Raw genomic sequence first — 17,245 nt, 5'->3', positions numbered from 1 at the left:
TCCAAATTCACAAAACAAATAGGAGACAAACCGAAACCAACAGAACAGATGAATTTGTATTTATACGCAAATTTTAAGAAACAAAATCGGAACGTTTCAAATGATAAGAAACTTAAAATATTTAATTTTATAATCAAATAATTTATTGATTAGACTTCCTTCCTTTTTTTTCGTCTATGATCATATGGATATTAGATTGGCAGCAGTTTTATCGGAACGCCAAAAAAAAGTAGATACATTTTTTCTTTGGGCGATTTTGGCTCACACTCCTCTTGTTTTTTTTCTCTCATTGGGTTATGGTGCCACTACCGTCGTCACGCTTTCTGCTGTGGTGATTTCCTTTGTTTCCTTTATTTTTTATAAGATAGCACGCGGAACTTTTTTCCTTAGGGCTTGGAATGGGGCAACTCTTATGATGTTTAGTGCTCTTATGATCCAAGCTCAGTTTGGTCGCATCGAAATGCACTTCCATGTATTCAGTGCCCTTGCCATTTTATTTGTTTATGAAGACTGGCGAGTATTATTGGTAGCTGCTTTGACAATCGCCGTACACCACTTAGTGGGAAATTACATCCAAGAGTTTGGGACAGTTATTTTTGGAACCAAAGTAATTGTGTATAGTTATGGAACAGGTCTTGAGATCGTTTTTACCCACGCATTATTTGTAGTGTTTGAAACAGGAATTCTCATTTATTTTTCCATTCGTTCTGTTTTGGAACTTAAAAAACAAATAGAAGCACAGACGAATTTGGAAACGGTGATTGCAGGCGTCACTGCGGCTGTAGACGAAGTATCCTCTGGAACAAAAACATTTTTTGAAAATTCCAATTTGATTTCGCAAAAAGTAAAAGAATTTCAAACATCTTTTCAAACCCAATCTTCTTCCATTGAGGCTATTTCGGCTGCAACAGAAGAAACGGCAGCTTCCAGCCAATTGATTTTAGAAGGTTCCAATCGCCAAATTGGTGAAGTGAAAACGGTTGAGGAATTAAATCGAAATTTATTTAGTTTGAGTGAAGGGTTTGTGACTTCATTGGAAGTGATGCGTTCCAAAATCCAGGAGTCAGCTGATAGTGTTAAAAAAACCGAAACAGAATTTACTGGTCTTTACCAATCCATGGAAGTCGCTGTTGACGATTCGGAAAAAATGGAAGAAATTTTAGAGTTAATTTCTGATATCGCAGAAAAGGTCAACTTACTTTCGTTAAATGCTTCGATTGAAGCGGCCCGTGCAGGAGATGCAGGACGTGGATTTGCTGTTGTTGCTTCCGAAATTTCAAAACTTGCCGATTCAACTGCAGAAGCTACAAAAAATATTTCTTCCATTTCAGGAAAAATCAAATCGGCCATCCAGGTTAGTTTTAAACAATCCAATCAAATCAACCAAACAGTTCAAAGTTTTGTGAAGTCAATTCTTTCTTCAGAAGAAGGAATGCGAGAACTGACAGTAAAAATTACAGGAACTCTTTCTGCCTTTGAAAAACAAGAACAGGCCTTACTTACCTTGGATCAAATTGCCCAAGAGATGCAAGTATCAAGTAAGGAACAATCTACAAGTATGGATGAAATTTCAAATTCCATTCTTGATTTAAATGTAAAAACACAAACCAATTTAGGAACTTGTGCGAATATGATTGGGCTCATAGATAAGGGGAATGTTATATTCCACGGTTTGAAGGATTCAGTAGAAACTTTATCTGCAATCATTGATGATGACAAATCGTAATGGTTTTTTGATTCGAATTGGGTTATTTGGTTTTGGCCTCTTTCTACTGATCTTTTTGAGTTTTGCGATCGCATTCTACAGTGGAAAGACTCGGTTTGTAGATTGTCCCTTTTGTTCCGAAAAGTTTTCAAAAGAACCAAATGGCACTTGGATTTGGATTTATCCTGGCCTTGTGGGTTGTGGTAAAAAATGCCCGCTGGCTCTAGAGGCACTTCGTAGTTTTAAAGAAAAATTTCCAGATATCCAATCTTCATTTTATTTTTTAGTCACAGACCCCAGTGAATCAGAAGAAGCGATAAACTCCTATTTGGTCTATTACCAAAAAAGTATACAGATTAAGGCACTAAAAACAGAAACAGACGAGGAAATCGGCTTCTATCGAAAGTTAGGTGCTTATATGCCAATTCATCCCTCATTAAAACAAAGAGACGAACATGGAACTCAGTTTTTTTTAGTCCCACCCAACCGCAATGTTATGTATTTAATACCGAAATTAGGTGAGAAGGAATGGCTAGAAATAAAAAAAGAAGTAGAATCAAATATCCATTAACTAACGTTAATGGATCATGTGGTAAACTTCTTTCATTTCCTCTCTTAGGAGTTTCATTTTGTTTGGAACATCGGGATGAGAAATGTCAGTTGGATTGAGTAAATAATTTTCTGGCCCAAGTTCCTTGATCATCATTTTCGTTTGCCAAGTATTGTCTTGAGGCATATTGATATCTGATAAAAAAGTATAATTTCTTTTGAGTTCTGGTTTTACAAAATCCAAAATCGAATTAAAATGGTGGTCGTTATAAATTTTCCTACCGTCCGCCAAACGTGTGTAACCTCGAACTACATAATCAATGTACACCACATCGCATTCAAATGCTTCAAATAAAAAATTGATGGAGTCAAGAGGAATGATCTCTCCACAAGTTGAAATGTCAATGTCCACTCGAAAAGAACAAATCCCATCGGGATCTGCCGCATCTGGATAGGTGTGGACAGTGATATGTGATTTGTCTAGGTGCATACTGACTTGTGTGGAGGGGATGGGATTGCCCCCACCTTTGACATCGCTCATCAGAACCATAGCAGAAGCACCTACAGGATCGTAGTCTTGTGCAGAGACAGAAAGGATATTTGCATCAATTCGTTTGACAATCTCTTTAGAGATTTCTGTAATTTTGCTAGCATTGTATTTGTCGTGGATATAACTTACGTATCTACCTTTTTGTTCGTCATCCAAAGTGATGCAAAAATCGTAGAGGTTAAAACTCAAAACTTTTGTCAGATTGTTGAAACCGGAAAGTTTGATTTTTTCTTTATCCATTGCTACCTGCTTGTATAAAGAACAGAAATTCGGTATTTAGGTAAGAGGCAACTGAAATAACGGGGAAGTTTTAGAAAAGTCATGGAAAAGAAAATGGAATGGTGGAAACAAACTTCAATTTATCAAATTTACCCTTGGTCCTTTCAGGATTCCGATGGTGATGGGATTGGCGATTTAAAAGGGATTCTTGGGCGTTTGGATCAAATTCGTGAATTGGGTGTGGAGACCATTTGGTTTTCCCCATTTTACAGAAGTCCTGGTGAAGATTTTGGATACGATATTTCCGACTACACCGCCATTGACCCCCGGTTTGGCACAATGGAAGACTGTGACAAACTCATCAAAGAAATCCACAAACGGAAGATGCGAGTGGTACTCGATATGGTGATGAACCATACTTCTGACAAACACCCTTGGTTTTTAGAATCCCGATCTTCCAAAGAGAATCCCAAAAGGGATTTTTATATTTGGAAAAAGGGGAATGGGCAAAAGCCAAACAATTGGATTTCAATGGTTGGGACCTCCGGTTGGAACTATGACAAAACTACGGATGAGTATTATTATAGTAATTTTTTATCCTTTCAGCCAGATCTTAATTATAGAAATCCAAAAGTAAAAAAAGCCATGTTTGGTGTTTTAGATTTCTGGTTAAAAAAAGGGGTCGATGGGTTTCGCCTAGATATCTTTAACTCCATTTATAAAGATGAAAGTTTCAAAAACAATCCTTTTAGCTTTCGATATTTCCCAACTCCAGATAACCATGATGAGGCGTTCTTTCAGAAAAAAACATACAATCTAAACTTACCTGAATCCTTTCAATTTGCAAAAGAAGTAAGAAAACATATTTCTAAATACAAACAAAATCCATTTCTCATTGGAGAGGTGAGTGGGTCAGACAAAGTTTTAAAATCCTTTTTGGGAGAAAAATCAGATGGGCTCAATTTGGTATTTCAGTTTGAATTAATTCACTTTGACTACCATGCTAAATTCTTTAAGGAACTTTTAGAAAAAAACGAAAAAGAATTTTTTGCTCCTCACACTCCGACCTATGTTTTGGGTAATCACGACCAAAGACGTTACATCGACAGATTAGGTGGTGATATCAGAAAGGCAAAAGTTTTGTCTGCGTTTCAGTTTTTAGCTCGAGGAATTCCTGTTGTGTATTATGGAGATGAAATAGGAAGGAAGGAAGGCCGAATTTCTAATTTTCTTGGAAAAGATCCTATTGCCAAAATGAATCGGTTTGTACCTCTATTTTTATCCAATCTTCTTGGGATTTATATCAATAGAGACAATTGTCGTCTGCCTATGTTATGGGATACAGTTGAAAATGCTGGATTTTCTAAAGGAAGGCCATGGTTGTCTGTCGGAGCATTTAAATCTTCTGATACAGTCAGTGGCCAAAAGAAAGAAGAAAATTCTCTTTGGAACCATTACAAGTCGCTCTTTCATTTAAGAAAAGGATCTGAAGTTTTAAAAGCGGGAAGTGTCCGAACAAAGTCGAGTAGTTTTAGTGATCTATTGTGTTTTGAAAGGTTTCTTGGGGATAAAGTGATTACGGTATATCTGAATTTTGGTGAAACGGAAGGGAAAGAACCGGTTATAAAAGGATCAAAATTATTGTATCAGTTTGGCGATGCGATGGTTAAGGGAGAAACGATCCATTTACCAAGTCATTCGGGTCTTGTTTTCGAACATAAACTACAGAAGAAAATGAGCATTTAGGTTTAGAATTTTTAAGATCTTTTGAATCTGTGGGTTTACATTGATGAGAAAAAGTCTGACTCCTTGTTTTCCATAGATCATCTTTTTGTATAAAAGTAGACCGAGAACTGAGGAAGAAACCTCTTCTACCTTGGAAAAATCCAAGTAGAGAGAGGTGACTCCTTTTTCGAAGATATTTGTCATATCTTCTTCTAAACTTGCAGCAGAGTATACATCCAGTCGATTGGACTCAATTCGATAACAATTTTCCTCTACCGTTTTTGTGACCATGTTTTCCCTCACAAATCAATGGACGGTAAAAGAAAAAAATACCTGAGAGTTTGGAAAAGAAAAACGATTCAAAATATTTTTTATCTCTCAACTTTTTTCTAAATCGCTCTAAAGTTTCCCTATGGATGGATATGTGAATTTCTTCTTTTGGATCGAAATTGGAAAGAGTGAGATAATCTCCATTGGTTCCATTTAATCGAAATTAGGTCCCAAATAAAATAAAAAATCACTCCAGAATCAAGTTTCGATTGTCCCCAAGTTCTTAGCCCAAAGGTATAACCTACTTCAGCAATTTTTTCCGTACGAACTGAACCCAAAATTTCAAAAAGAATTTTATAACCTCTTGGGTGAAGTTTTTCTTTGGTTTCTAAATAAATAGATTTTCTAATTCCAAAGAATCCACTCATGGGATCAGAAATGGGAACAGGAAACAACCACTCAGAGATTTTGGTAGCAAACTGACTTGCTAACTTTCTAAGTATCGGAAAATTACCATAACCGCCATCGGCACTACGACGTGTGGCTACAACAATATCGTTTTCATTCAGCAAACGAATTACATCTGGAATTTTGGTATAATCGTGTTGAAAGTCTGCATCGACAACCACTAGATTGTCACCTTCTGCTTTGTCGTAACCGTAAGTGACAGCTGAACTCAGTCCTCTTTCTGTGGTGCGGACAAAAGGTTTGATTCGTTTGTCGTATTCAGCAAGGACTTTAGCAACTTCAAATGTTCCGTCAGGGGAGTTGTCATCCACAATGACAATTTCAAACTCTAAGGATTCTTTTTCTAAAATTTTAGAGATAGTTTCAGCACAGTTTTTGATATTACCGGCCTCGTTATAAGTTGGGAGTATTATACTTGTTTTATTTTGCATGACTGGTCATTTAACTTCTTTTGTTTTTAAAAAAGCCCCTTTGTTTGATTTTTGATACATAACTCACCATTTTCACAAGAAGTTGCAATTGCCTTGGAACATTCACCGAACAATTGGAACTGTTTCGTGCAGAGAATTTCACAGGCAAACTGGTACATCTTGGGATCTTGTAATTGCTTTTGGTCTTCTTTTAAGCAGTGACTTGCTTTTTCACATAGAACTTTGCATTCAGATGACTGTTCTAATTTTGCTTTTTGCCCAAACTTGGGGGCATTGTCTTTTGAGATGTCCCAAACAGAAACAATCGCTAATAAAAAGAGTAAGAATCCATATTTCTTCATAGTCTTTCCTCTTTTTTCCAAACACTTACTTCTGATTGGAAAGAACGTTTGTCCATTTTTAGTAAGGCTTTGATGGTTTGGTCTGTATCTAAATTCAGATGTTGTTTCCATTGAAACCAAGAGGTATCTTTTTTCCAATCTTCTCCGAAATTGGTATCTTGAAACGCCACCATCACTGTGCTTGTGGCGCAGGTTTCTCTGTAAGTCAGAGGTAATGCAAAGTTTACTTTTGAGCTTTTCAGTTTGTTTTGTACATCCATAGCTGTCCAAGGATTTTCAGCAATGACGCAAACATCCTTCCCTTCTAATCCAATGAGTTGTTTTGTAATATCTGGATCGGCCATTGGGCGAATGAGAAAAAACATTACAACTGGAACAAGAAGAAGTTGAGGAATCAAAATTCCATAGAACCTAACTTTTCCATTTTGAAATGCATAAATGGCACTGATGGAAATAACAATTCCTGTGAGAGATACCAAAAATAAAAGTGGAAGTCTTAATATTATCGCAAAGGCAACAAATAAAAAATAAACTATTGGAATTGAAAATTGATTTAGTTTAGAAAGAATCAAAGTTTCCCAGTTTGTTTTTATGATGGCAGGCAACAAAAATAGTAAGGTTACAAATGGAGTTACATAATATGGATCTTTGCGGTTTGGTAATAAATGAAAGATCGTTACAAGTATCAAAAACACTATCACAACAACTGACCAAATTTGGTTTTTCTGATTTGTTGTTTTTTTGATAGTCAACCAAACGGAATACAACAGCGGAATGGTGAAGGGGATTGTATACAAAAGCCAACCACCCCAGATTCTAAGACCTGATTGGTTTGCTGCATAAAATTTCCCCATATTCTCTGTTACAAAAAAGAATCTTAACAATTCTTTTCCAGAACTTGTAAATAAATACAAATAGGAAATCCAAAGGATAGGAATGATGAAGGAAAGTGAAAACAACGTAAGAGTTTGTTTTTCTTCTCTTAGAGGTTTCATTGAAATATGAAAATGTCCTCTTCTTACTCTTACCATTTTTGTGTAAAGGTAACTAAGTAAAAATAAAACAATATAGATATGAAGGATTGGACCTTTTAATAGATAACCAAATCCAACTAAAAAACTTCCACAAACAACATAGATTAGATTCTTAGTTTTTTTATATTGGTAAAAAAGAAATACATAGAGAAGGGTGAAAAACACCATTGCCCCTTCCATCATCAAAAGCCCAAAGAATTTTAAGGAAAGAAAAGAAAAGGCAAAGGCTAATGTTGCGAGTTTTGTTTCTTTTTGCGACTTACTAAAGGATAAATAGAGTTGATAGAACAATCCTAAAGTTCCTAGTCCGAAGAGAAAGGACACAAATCGTTCTGCAAAATATCCGATTCCAAAAATTCTATCAAAGAACATTCCCATCCAAAATAGAAGAGGGGGCTTGTATGGGTTCGGAAGTCCAGACAAAACAGGTAATGTATAACTTCCCACTTCCAAACTTTCTCGAATGGAGCGAATGTGCATGATTTCGTCACCTTGCGGAAAGGTGGCATCGGGAATACCGAGGGTCATCGCAAATATAGCAGAAAGAAATATGAGAAGAACAAAATACATTTCGACCCCTTTTATCCATAAACGAAGATACTGACCAGTCAGTCAACGTGTTTAAGTTTAAAATTGTGAATCGTATTGTTTTTAGAAACTTATGATTTGTGTTTTTTTAACTTTGCAGAGGGAAAGTTGGACTATGACTTTAGACATGTTTTTGAAGGAGAAAATGGTCCAAATACAAGGAAATCTGCAGTTTCCTCATAAAAAACCGTCTTCTTTGGATTAAAATCTTTGAAAATTGTTTGGAATGTGGACGGAATCCAACAGTCTAAGACACATTGTATGGATCCAAATTATGCTGAAAACTATCAAATTTTACAGCAAGGGATTTATCTCCTCGAATCTATTTCGAACGAAAGTTATAAACTAAAACACGGAATCCTTGAGTCTTCCATAGGTGAACACTTTCGTCACATCATTGAACATTACGAGCTGTTTTGGAATGGGATCCCAAATGGCCACATTGATTACGACCAGAGGAAAAGGAATCCTCTCCTTGAAACTGATCGATTGTTTGCCATTGAATCAATGAAACATTTTGTCTCTCTATTTCAAACTCAGATCTTTGAACCAAAAAATATTTCAATTTCACAAAACTACAACCCTACAGAAAACATTCCTGCCATTCTTAGTAATACCAATCGGGAACTTTTATTTTTACTTTCTCATACAGTTCATCACTATGCCATTATCTCCATCTTAGTTAAGTTAGATGGAGGTATCGTTTCTGATGGGTTTGGGTTTTCACCTGCCACTCTTTTTGCGAAAGCTAAACAAGTTTAATTAACAAGTTTTATGGTGAATTGATGGTATTGTTTAATTCATTGATCGAATTTACATTGGACTGGATGGATTTAGCAATTTTTTAAATTTGCGAAAACCTGGTTTTTACTTAACTCTTGGCGAGATTGCCAGATGTAGATTACTTTCAATCAGGTGACTTTCCATTTTCTGATGAAACTTTTAAAAATTGTAGTATCAATCTTCTTTGTTCTTTTTACCCTTCTTGGCCTCCTCTATTATAATCGATTACTTTTACTTCGTTATTCACTAGGTTGGATTACTGACATCCGTCATCCGAGAGAAAAAAACCATCCTGTACCTTGGCAAACTGGTCCAGATCATTCAAAAGAACCACTCACTAGTCGCCCACCGAATGTTATTTTAATTATGGCAGATGATTTGGGTTTTAACGATGTGACAACATATGGTGGAGGTTATGCGGACTTAGCAGTTCCCACTCCTCATATTGACTCCATAGCAAATGATGGTGTACGTTTTGATTCTGGTTATTCCGGGAGTGCGGTTTGTACCGTATCACGTGCAGCTCTATTGACGGGTAGGTATCCCTCTCGATTTGGAGTCGAGTTTACGCCGACACCTGGGGCACTGGCAAGAGTAGGTGCTGATTTATATGCAGATCCGGACCGGTTGTATCCTGTTGTTATTGATAAAGAAAAAGCAGAAAAATCAAAAAGTTTTAATGAACTAGGAATGCCTGGTTCGGAAATCACAATCGCTGAAGTTTTAAAAGAGCGAGGATACCACTCTGTTCACATTGGGAAATGGCATCTGGGAAGTACTGAGGAGATGAGACCCAACAAACAAGGGTTTAATGAAACATTGTTTATGGAGAGTGGGTTGTATCTTCCAGTTGATGACCCTAACGTTTATAATTCAAAACAGGATTTTGATCCGATTGATCGTTTTTTATGGCCGAATATGCGTTTTGGTGTGAGTTATAACGGTGGTAGGTGGTTTGAACCAAGCCGATATTTGACAGATTATTTTACTGATGAAGCAGTGAAGGTGATTAAAACCAATAAACACAGACCTTTCTTTTTATTTTTAGCTCATTGGGCAGTGCACACTCCCTTACAAGCAAGTAAGGAAGATTATGATGCACTATCTCATATCAAGGATCATAGGAAACGAGTGTATTTAAGTATGATTCGTTCTTTGGATCGAAGTGTAGGAAAAATTCTCGAGTCGTTGGCACAAGAAGGATTGGATAAAAACACAATTGTGATTTTTACAAGTGATAACGGTGCACCAAATTATATAGGGTTACCTGATGTAAATTCACCCTTTCGTGGTTGGAAATTGACCCTTTTTCAAGGTGGGATCCGTGTCCCTTATGTTGCGAAATGGCCAGGTCATATCAAACCAGGTACAAAATACCAAAATGCAATTACCAATATTGATATCTTACCTACGGTAGCAGGTGCCGCTGGCGTAAAACTTCCGTTAGATAGGGAAATTGACGGTGTAAACCTTTTGCCTTATTTAAAAGGTCAGGTGGTTCAAAAACAAAGACCTCTTTTTTGGAGTGATGGGTATTACCAAACGGTCCAAGCAGAAGGATGGAAATTAATTCGAACAGAGCGTCCGAAAAAGAAATGGTTGTTTCATTTAGACATTGATCCCTTGGAAAAGAAAAATGTTGTTTCTTTGTATCCGGAAAAAATATCGAAATTGGAAGGATTATTAGATAACTATAATAAACAAATGCCTGAACCACTTTGGGCTTCTTTTATTGAATTTCCTGTCTCGATTGATAAAACATTAGATCAAAAACAAGAGAAAGAAGATGAATATACCTATTGGGTGAATTGAGTATACCTGATATCAACTAATATGTGTAAGTTGATCATGCTAATGTTATTTCTATTTTGCCACTGTTCGCTAGTTCGTACACCGTGGGGATCCAAAAATAATTGTCATTATCAGAAATCGCATGAGAATCCAAATTTTCCTGGAATGGTTTGGGTTCCTTCGGGACAGTTTGAAAAGGGATCTAATGTATATCCGGAAGAATCACCAATGTACCAAACGTCCGTTTCTGGATTTTGGATGGATGAAACCGAAGTTACCAATGATGAATTTGCAAAATTTGTTTGGGAGACTGGTTATCAAACGGAAGCCGAGGCTAAATTCATTCCAAACCTCCATCCAAACGATTTGATACTGAATGAACCTGGCGCCGTTGTTTTTCAAAAACCGAAAGTGGATCTAAAGGCCTCAGCAATTGATTGGTGGAGTTATGTTCCTGGCACCAGTTGGCGTCATCCTGATGGTCCAGATTCTTCCATAGAAGGCAAAGGATCCTTTCCTGTGGTGGCCGTGAGTTATATAGACGCATTCAACTTTGCAAAATGGAAAGGCCATACTTTGCCTACGGAAGTGGAATGGGAATGGGCAGCAGCCAACGGGAGTCAGGAAGAAGCAAATACCTGGCAAGGTGAGTTTCCTTACTTAGATGAAGGGAAAGATGGATTTATTGGAATTTCACCTGTTGGTTGTTTTGCGAAAAATAAATTCGGTTTATATGATATGATCGGAAATGTTTGGGAATTCACTGCAGATCCCTGGCTTGTTGATAAAAATTTAGACAAATCAAAATACCATACGATCAAAGGTGGATCTTTTCTTTGTTCGCCAAACTATTGCAAACGATATAGGGCCCAAGCAAAACAACCTCAGGAAGATCATTTGGCAACGAATCATATTGGGTTTCGAACCATCTTACATATTAGAATCAATACAATTCACCAAAATAAGGAAAACTAATGAAAAAAAACAATTCCAATTCTCTAAATTTTAAGATCGTATTTTTGTTCTTTCTATTCACGAATCTCTCTTGTTCATGGGACCGATTCGTACTTCGTCGTGTGAATGAAAGCACAATTGTAAAAGCCAAAGCGGCAAAGGAACTTTTGGACAAGGATAAAATTACGATTATCCTTACGGGAACGGGTTCTCCACTTCCTTCGGAGAGTATCCAGAATTCCACTGCCATATTTGTGAATGGACAGTTTTTGGTTTTTGATGCTGGTGATGGTGTTTCAATGGCGATGGAAAAATTGAATTTACCCGTAAGTGAAATTAGCGCCGTTTTTATTACACATTTTCATTCAGATCATTTTGCTGACTTAGGCGAGGTGATTGACCGCAGTTGGTTACTGGGAAGACAAAAAACTCTAACCGTCCATGGACCAAAAGGGATTTCGGATCTTGTGAATGGGTTTATGAAAAGTTATCAATCTGAATATGGTTACCGTACCAAACACCATGGAGAAGCGGTGATGCCACCGCAGTGGAAAGGGGCTAAAACAAATGAATTTTCTCCTAAATCAGATGGATCTTCAAAAATTGTTTATGAAAAAGATGGAGTCGTCGTATATGCTTTTTTTGTAAATCATGAACCTGTGGAACCAGCAGTGGGTTATCGAATCGAATATAAAGGTAAATCCATCTTAATTTCCGGTGATACAGCTGATTCTGAATTTCTAAAAAAACAGTCGTTTGGCGATGATTATTTGATTTCAGAGGTAATGAACAAGTCAATGGTTGCGAAAATTGAAACAGCTTATGAATCGATAAATAATGAAAGATTAAGTAAAATTATGAAAGATATCCAGTTATATCATATAGATGCTTTTGAATTAGGAAAATTGGCTGAGGATGCAAAAGTTAAAACATTAGTTTTAACGCATATGATTCCGTTTGTAAGTGGATATGTTCAAACCAAAGCAATTTATAAAGACCCAATCCAAAAGGTATATCACGGAGAATTGATCATTGGACATGATGGCAAAAGAATCGAAATTCCATTGCCATAGTTGAAAAGTAAATTTTAAAAAACTTGGTCCTACATTAAAACAAATACGTAAATGTTGGGCCAATTTCCCAACCACGTAAACTTAAAGGATTGATTTCCGCTTCTGCATAGATCCCACCTACAGTGATTCCAAAATATTTATTAAAAAATACTGTAGCAGAACCTCTCACTTCCCAAGCGGCAAGCACTGGATTTCTTCTGACATCAGTCCTGAGAAATATAAACTTATAAGGATTGTATTGTAACCTTATGCCTACGTTTCCAAATTCTTTATTAATCGAATTGTATAATGGGAGGACATAAGCACTGCCTAGGCCTTGGTATGCCCAAGCATTTCCAATGGCAACGGGATCCGTGGGTAAAAGTAAATTATCAGCTCTTTGTACAATTCCTACAGTGGAAAACACATTAGCATAAAACCTGGCATCACGATATTGAAAGTAAGGTTCAATTTCCCAGTTTTTGAAATTATTGAATTTAAAACCGAGTGAATAGATATTGATTTTCATATTATCATTCACTTGAAATTTAGGAAAGGCTACATAATGGTTTGATACACTTGTAGTTTCAAGGACATTGTTCCATTCATAATTCCCTGTTCTTAAAAATTGCCGAACAGAAAACACTGCAGATACTAAATCAGAAATTTTTTGTGTATAATCCACTCGAATGTTTCGAACAATGTGTTCGGAAGAAGAATCAAAATATCGAATGGGGACAACTCCTTGGTTTGCCGGTGACATTTTTAAATCGATCGAAGTATATCCATAAGCAAACAACCATTTATCGTTGGCCAATGTAAATACAGAGCCTTGGTTAGTTCCTGATCCTTCGGAAGGAAAGTTTGTGGTACCGGCATTTGTTAGTCCTGTTCTCTTACCGATACCAGGATTGATGAGTAGTCCAGAATTGGGATCTCTGTGTGCGAACGGAATGTTCGGGTTGGTTTGGATTTCTGCCTTTCCGGCCCCAGCGTAAAAGAGAAATCGCCACCTTTCTTTTTCTGTAGTCTCTTCCTCAGGTTTAGGATTTGGTGCCTCTGCTTTGGATTGGGAGAGGATTGTGGGTTCTTTTTGCGTAGATTGTGCCAAAAGAGGGGATATTACGAATATGGAAAGGCATAGGCTCGATAAAACTTGTTTCATTGGGTCTCTCGTTAGTGTTTTGGACACTGTTCTCTAAAGGCCCGTTTTGAGTAGGCAAGAATCTGCTATTGCAGATATATATCCAGTATATTGTATTTAATGTTTAGTTCTTAGATGGGAATCATTCATTTTTTTTATTCACTTTTGGTTCTTAATTGTATTTCCACCTATTCAGCGTTAGTTTACATGATTTGTTTTCCGATTTGAATCATTGGCTTCGATACGATAGGAATTGTCGGCGATCGATTATACAATTCGCACAATGTAGTGGGTTTAAATGGAAAGGTTCCATTCATTGAAAACAAAACTATCTTTATTCCTTAGAGTTTGGTTGAATTACTATGAATTTGTATGAAAATTAAATCCCTCATCCTATGTTTTTGTTTCATCTCATTAATTCATTGTAACTCTACGAAATTAAAAGTATTGGAAAATGATTCCAAACATATTCATTTGGAGGAGTTTAACAAAGAGTTTGAAAAAAAAATTTATGAGGTAACACCTGGAGTTTACTCTGCTGTTGGTTATGGGATTGCCAACTCAATCTTACTTATTGGTAAAGATGGTCTCATCATCATTGATACGTTAGATGAATTAAAGGCATCTAAAGAAGTTTTAGAAGATTTTAGAAAGATTTCCACTTTACCAATTAAAGCAATCATTTACACGCATAGCCATCCGGATCATATTTTTGGTTCTGGGTCATTTGTTACAGGTGGAATACCTGATGTTTATGCCCATGAGAGTTTACTCCCTACCGTACAGAAATTAGCAAGTGAAACTACTCCGATCATTGGAACAAGAAGTGCTCGTATGTTTGGTAATTATTTGGAAAAAAGTGATTTAGTGAATGTTGGAATTGGACCCTACCAAGGCTACAGTGCAGATACCAAATTAGATTTTGTTCCTCCTACAAAAACTTTTCGTGACACACTCAACGTTGAAGTTGCCGGGATACAACTGAAACTGATTCATGCACCGGGTGAAACCGATGATCAAATTTATATTTACCATCCTGAAAAAAATATACTGTTTGTAGGTGATAATTTTTATAAAGCTTTCCCAAATTTGTATACAATCCGAGGAACTTGGTTCCGTAGTTTAAAACATTGGTATGAATCACTTGATATCATTCGAAATATAAAACCAGAACATATAGTGCCTAGTCATGGAAAACCAATCTCTGGAAAGTCAACGATTTATGAAATAATAACAGATTATCGAGATGCCGTACAATTTGTACATGACCAGTCTTTACGCGGAATCAATGCAGGTTACCATCCAGATGATTTGGTACAATTAATTAAACTTCCGGAACACCTTCAAAAATCACCTTATTTAAAGGAAATCTACGGAAAAGTTTCGTGGTCTGTTCGTTCTGCATTTAACGGAAATTTGGGTTGGTTCAGTGGTGACTCGGCCGAATTGCAACCGTTAAACAGAAAGGTTTATGCCGATTTGATTGTGGATTTGGCAGGAGGAAAAGAAAACTTAATCAAATACACAAAAAGTAAACTCCAAAAGGAGGATTACCAAACCGCATTAACACTTTCCGGTTATTTACTTCGTCACGATTCCAAATTAACAGATGCGATATCTGTCAGAATCGAAGCACTTGAAAAATTAGGTGCATTAGAATCCAATGCCAATGCAAAACACTATTATCTTACAGAAGCCTTGGAGTTACGAAATCAGTTTATCGCTAAAATTAAGGTAAGGCCGAGTCCTGAGTTGTTAAGACAATATCCTGTAAAAGTGATTCTAAGTAGTTTTGTGACGAATTTAGATCCAAAATTGAGTTTCGATACGGATGAAAAAGTAGGATTTATTTTTTTTGATACGAAAGAATCGTATACCATCCATTTGCGAAGAGGAGTCGCAGAAGTCATTCCTGGATTACTGACAGATGCGAAATTGATTGTGGAACTTGATTCACAAGATTGGAAGGAAATGTTAACCAAATTGAAATCGCCTGCCACAACACTTCTTAAGTTTCGATTTAAAAAAGGAAACTTGTTATCTTTTACCCAGTTTTTAAAAAAGTTTTCACCGAAGGAACAGATACTAACTATGAAAGTTCCTACCAGTCAATAGGGAAGTAGTCTTTTAAAAATTTACCGATCCAATGTTTCCCTGTATTGACGCCGTCAAAAAGGGGATCAACGACTCTTGCGGCTCCGTCCACTATATCGAGAGGAGGTTGGAAATCATGTAGGTCTTGTTTCCTTTTTGCAAGTTCGATGGGATCTTCGTCAGTCACCCAACCTGTGTCCACGGCATTCATAAAGATTCCGTCTTTTGCAAAATCTTCTGCGGATGTATGAGTCATCATATTAAGTGCTGCTTTTGCCATATTCGTGTGTGGGTGACGGTCTTCTTTTTTAAATCGATGAAATTTTCCCTCCATAGCAGAAACATTGATAATATGTTTTTTTCCTGTATTGTCTTTTCGCATAATCCCAACTAGGCGATTACAAAGTACGAATGGTGCTACTGCATTCACTAACTGTACTTCTAACATTTCAGAAGTATTAATTTCTCCAAGTTTTAATCTCCAACTATTTGTTTTGCGAAGATCAACTTGTTGTAAATCCGCATCTAACTGACCTTCTGGAAATACTGCCTCTAATTCGTTTGAATTGTCATGGGAATAAGGAATTTGGGACAGAGCTGCTGAAGAACGAATTCCAACACCAGGTGTTTTGTGATTCCAACTGACAGCAAGGGCGGTGGCAGTGTCTTTCATTTCAGAATCAGAGCGATAAGAATCTAACTCCTGTTTGCAATGTTGGTAAAAACTAAGCAATTTTTGTGTTTCTTGGGGCAATTCAGAAAAAGATAACTTTTCAGTTTCTAGTAGGTGGGAATAAAAACCTGGAGGTCGCCTTACCGTTTGTGCTGCGTTGTTAATTAAAATGTCTAATCGTTCTAAATGATTTTCTAAAAATTTACAAAAAATTTCTACACTCGGAGTGTGCCGTAAGTCGAGTCCAAAAACTTGTAATCTATCTTTCCATAAATGAAAATCAGTTTCTTTGGCAAAACGAATGGCTGAATCATTTGGAAATCTTGTCGTTGCAATCACTCTTGCGCCGGAACGTAACAAGAGTAAGGTTGATTGGTAACCAATTTTTAAGCGAGATCCAGTGATAACGGCCACGGTTCCACGTAGGTCTGCTGTTTGAAACCTTTTGGAATAATTGAGTGCTGCACAATTCGGACACATGGAATCATAAAAAAAATGAAGTTTATTAAATGGAGTTTTGCAAATATAACAAGGTTTTGGATTTGTTAATTCCTCTGCCTTATCCCAGGACCATCCAGCAGAATTAGAAATTTGTAAAGGAGCTTTGAATACTGCGGATTCTCTGGCCCGTCTAATTCCCGTTAGAGCAGTTTTTTGTTTTTCTTGAATTTTTATGGTTTGTTTTTTTTCGACACGGACAGTTCTATTTCTTTTTCTGACTTCATTCCGGTCTGGGCGAGATATCTTCCCACAGAGGATCATGAGCTCTAATCGTTTTTCTTCTGAGATGGTTACAAGTTCCTTGGGTGAATCCAAAAGAGTCTTTAAGTCCTGTAACAAGGAATCGATGTCCATAGAACCAGAGTTTTTGTTT

15 protein-coding genes are annotated in these 17,245 nt (G+C 36.8%); 8 read left to right on the top strand and 7 right to left on the bottom strand.

Going from position 1 to position 17,245, the window contains the following annotated elements; genetic code table 11:
* Window positions 1-196: 196 nt before the first annotated feature.
* Both CH364_RS11915 and CH364_RS11910 read left to right on the top strand, forming a co-directional pair.
* Window positions 197-1,726 (top strand): methyl-accepting chemotaxis protein, encoded by a 1,530-nt coding sequence (locus tag CH364_RS11915; protein ID WP_100744827.1) that lies wholly within the window; start codon window positions 197-199, stop codon window positions 1,724-1,726.
* Entirely contained in the window at window positions 1,713-2,276 is a 564-nt protein-coding gene (locus CH364_RS11910) for a hypothetical protein (RefSeq protein ID WP_243401428.1), read from the top strand. The genes CH364_RS11915 and CH364_RS11910 overlap by 14 nt, the downstream gene beginning before the upstream one ends.
* A gap of 6 nt (window positions 2,277-2,282) precedes the next feature.
* Here CH364_RS11910 and speD read toward each other — a convergent pair whose 3' ends face one another.
* A complete protein-coding gene (speD, locus tag CH364_RS11905) occupies window positions 2,283-3,044 on the bottom strand; it encodes an adenosylmethionine decarboxylase (RefSeq protein WP_100744658.1) in 762 nt (253 codons plus the stop codon).
* Window positions 3,045-3,125: 81 nt separating this feature from the next.
* Here speD and CH364_RS11900 point away from each other — a divergent pair, with 81 nt between their 5' ends.
* Window positions 3,126-4,769, top strand: a complete 1,644-nt coding sequence (locus CH364_RS11900; protein ID WP_100744659.1) for an alpha-glucosidase — start codon at window positions 3,126-3,128, stop codon at window positions 4,767-4,769.
* Here the strand turns inward: CH364_RS11900 and CH364_RS11895 are convergent.
* From CH364_RS11895 to CH364_RS11880, 4 genes are all read right to left on the bottom strand, one after another.
* Window positions 4,746-5,039, bottom strand: coding sequence for an STAS domain-containing protein (locus CH364_RS11895; protein ID WP_100744660.1), 294 nt, complete (start codon window positions 5,037-5,039; stop codon window positions 4,746-4,748). The two genes, CH364_RS11900 and CH364_RS11895, sit on opposite strands and share 24 nt — an antisense overlap.
* 119 nt (window positions 5,040-5,158) lie before the next feature.
* A complete protein-coding gene (locus CH364_RS11890) occupies window positions 5,159-5,917 on the bottom strand; it encodes a polyprenol monophosphomannose synthase (protein WP_100744661.1) in 759 nt (252 codons plus the stop codon).
* A 26-nt stretch (window positions 5,918-5,943) separates the two neighbouring features.
* Window positions 5,944-6,258 carry a hypothetical protein gene (locus CH364_RS11885; RefSeq protein ID WP_100744662.1) on the bottom strand — a complete coding sequence of 105 codons (315 nt, stop codon included), beginning with the start codon at window positions 6,256-6,258 and terminating at the stop codon, window positions 5,944-5,946.
* Entirely contained in the window at window positions 6,255-7,862 is a 1,608-nt protein-coding gene (locus CH364_RS11880; RefSeq protein ID WP_100744663.1) for an ArnT family glycosyltransferase, read from the bottom strand. The genes CH364_RS11885 and CH364_RS11880 overlap by 4 nt, the downstream gene beginning before the upstream one ends.
* Before the next feature lie 279 nt (window positions 7,863-8,141).
* On the opposite strand from CH364_RS11880, the gene CH364_RS11875 reads away from it, so the two are divergent.
* From CH364_RS11875 to CH364_RS11860, 4 genes are all read left to right on the top strand, one after another.
* Window positions 8,142-8,642 (top strand): DinB family protein, encoded by a 501-nt coding sequence (locus CH364_RS11875; RefSeq protein ID WP_100744664.1) that lies wholly within the window; start codon window positions 8,142-8,144, stop codon window positions 8,640-8,642.
* 171 nt (window positions 8,643-8,813) lie between these two features.
* The gene (locus tag CH364_RS11870) at window positions 8,814-10,475 is read left to right on the top strand and encodes a sulfatase-like hydrolase/transferase (protein ID WP_243401417.1); all 1,662 of its coding nucleotides are present in this window, start codon (window positions 8,814-8,816) and stop codon (window positions 10,473-10,475) included.
* Between the two features lie 144 nt (window positions 10,476-10,619).
* Window positions 10,620-11,429: an SUMF1/EgtB/PvdO family nonheme iron enzyme gene (locus tag CH364_RS11865; RefSeq protein WP_100744666.1), complete on the top strand. Its 810-nt coding sequence runs from the start codon at window positions 10,620-10,622 to the stop codon at window positions 11,427-11,429.
* On the top strand, window positions 11,429-12,481 hold the full coding sequence (locus CH364_RS11860; protein WP_100744667.1) for an MBL fold metallo-hydrolase: 1,053 nt from the start codon (window positions 11,429-11,431) through the stop codon (window positions 12,479-12,481). Before CH364_RS11865 ends, CH364_RS11860 begins: the two co-directional genes overlap by 1 nt.
* A gap of 34 nt (window positions 12,482-12,515) precedes the next feature.
* Here the strand turns inward: CH364_RS11860 and CH364_RS11855 are convergent, their stop codons facing one another.
* Window positions 12,516-13,625 (bottom strand): hypothetical protein, encoded by a 1,110-nt coding sequence (locus tag CH364_RS11855; RefSeq protein ID WP_100744668.1) that lies wholly within the window; start codon window positions 13,623-13,625, stop codon window positions 12,516-12,518.
* Between the two features lie 351 nt (window positions 13,626-13,976).
* Here CH364_RS11855 and CH364_RS11850 point away from each other — a divergent pair, with 351 nt between their 5' ends.
* On the top strand, window positions 13,977-15,719 hold the full coding sequence (locus tag CH364_RS11850) for an alkyl sulfatase dimerization domain-containing protein (protein ID WP_100744669.1): 1,743 nt from the start codon (window positions 13,977-13,979) through the stop codon (window positions 15,717-15,719).
* On the opposite strand, the gene CH364_RS11845 is transcribed toward CH364_RS11850, so the two are convergent.
* Window positions 15,706-17,226, bottom strand: a complete 1,521-nt coding sequence (locus CH364_RS11845) for an SDR family oxidoreductase (protein ID WP_100744670.1) — start codon at window positions 17,224-17,226, stop codon at window positions 15,706-15,708. The two genes, CH364_RS11850 and CH364_RS11845, sit on opposite strands and share 14 nt — an antisense overlap.
* Between the last annotated feature and the right edge of the window lie 19 nt (window positions 17,227-17,245).

Source organism: Leptospira harrisiae (genome assembly GCF_002811945.1).
GTDB classification, from domain to species: Bacteria; Spirochaetota; Leptospiria; order Leptospirales; family Leptospiraceae; genus Leptospira_A; species Leptospira_A harrisiae.
This window is presented reverse-complemented; position numbering and strand designations above follow the sequence as displayed.

Coding starts and splice junctions, on each gene's coding strand:
- CH364_RS11910 (WP_243401428.1), top strand. CDS start 1,713: ATGACAAATCGTAATGGTTTTTTGATTCGAATTGGGTTATTTGGTTTT.
- speD (WP_100744658.1), bottom strand. CDS start 3,044: ATGGATAAAGAAAAAATCAAACTTTCCGGTTTCAACAATCTGACAAAA.
- CH364_RS11900 (WP_100744659.1), top strand. CDS start 3,126: ATGGAAAAGAAAATGGAATGGTGGAAACAAACTTCAATTTATCAAATT.
- CH364_RS11895 (WP_100744660.1), bottom strand. CDS start 5,039: ATGGTCACAAAAACGGTAGAGGAAAATTGTTATCGAATTGAGTCCAAT.
- CH364_RS11890 (WP_100744661.1), bottom strand. CDS start 5,917: ATGCAAAATAAAACAAGTATAATACTCCCAACTTATAACGAGGCCGGT.
- CH364_RS11885 (WP_100744662.1), bottom strand. CDS start 6,258: ATGAAGAAATATGGATTCTTACTCTTTTTATTAGCGATTGTTTCTGTT.
- CH364_RS11880 (WP_100744663.1), bottom strand. CDS start 7,862: ATGTATTTTGTTCTTCTCATATTTCTTTCTGCTATATTTGCGATGACC.
- CH364_RS11875 (WP_100744664.1), top strand. CDS start 8,142: ATGGATCCAAATTATGCTGAAAACTATCAAATTTTACAGCAAGGGATT.
- CH364_RS11870 (WP_243401417.1), top strand. CDS start 8,814: ATGAAACTTTTAAAAATTGTAGTATCAATCTTCTTTGTTCTTTTTACC.
- CH364_RS11865 (WP_100744666.1), top strand. CDS start 10,620: ATGGTTTGGGTTCCTTCGGGACAGTTTGAAAAGGGATCTAATGTATAT.
- CH364_RS11860 (WP_100744667.1), top strand. CDS start 11,429: ATGAAAAAAAACAATTCCAATTCTCTAAATTTTAAGATCGTATTTTTG.
- CH364_RS11855 (WP_100744668.1), bottom strand. CDS start 13,625: ATGAAACAAGTTTTATCGAGCCTATGCCTTTCCATATTCGTAATATCC.
- CH364_RS11850 (WP_100744669.1), top strand. CDS start 13,977: ATGAAAATTAAATCCCTCATCCTATGTTTTTGTTTCATCTCATTAATT.
- CH364_RS11845 (WP_100744670.1), bottom strand. CDS start 17,226: ATGGACATCGATTCCTTGTTACAGGACTTAAAGACTCTTTTGGATTCA.